Source organism: Bradyrhizobium sp. Mp27, from assembly GCF_029953005.1.
Classification (GTDB): Bacteria; Pseudomonadota; Alphaproteobacteria; order Rhizobiales; family Xanthobacteraceae; genus Bradyrhizobium; species Bradyrhizobium barranii.
Window position 1 is genome coordinate 1 of sequence record NZ_JASAUS010000619.1, and the last position, 534, is coordinate 534.

Annotated in this window: 1 protein-coding gene; it reads left to right on the top strand. The window is 54.3% G+C overall.

What is annotated here, in order from left to right:
- Positions 1 to 379, top strand: a 379-nt coding sequence (locus QJT78_RS52025) for a hypothetical protein (RefSeq protein ID WP_281460933.1), incomplete at its 5' end; no start/stop codon positions are given.
- Between the last annotated feature and the right edge of the window lie 155 nt (positions 380 to 534).

The window sequence follows — 534 nt, forward strand, 5'->3', positions numbered from 1 at the left end:
CCGGCGGCTCTTCTTCGTCATCTTCGCTCCTGATTCGCAGCAAGAATCCTCGCCGCTGTCAGGCAGAAAATCCACTCAAGCTACTGTCCGAATTTGCGGGGCCAGCTCTTGGATAGTCAGGCAAGTTGCGCGGAAATCTGCGCATAGACGAGGGGGCTCTTGCAAAGAGGGGGCTCTTGCAAAGCTGACCAGACAATCGTCGCTAAATGGTCAAGCCTCAAAGTTCGTCGTATCGACTTTGAACGAAGAACTCGATGAGGCCGAAATCCGTGAAGCCCACGTCGAGCCGAACGCTTCCTGTCTTGTCATTTCAGTTCCAATTTGCCGCACGCCACGCGGCTTCCAACAGATTAACATCCTCAAAAATGTGGTAGTATGACAGTGTGTTGACGGCCCAGCGAACGAGAGTCCGGCCTTGGTGAAAGCAGAGCTGGCCCCGCAAATTCGGACAGTAGCTTGAGTGGATTTTCTGCCTGACAGCGGCGAGGATTCTTGCTGCGAATCAGGAGCGAAGATGACGAAGAAGAGCCGCCG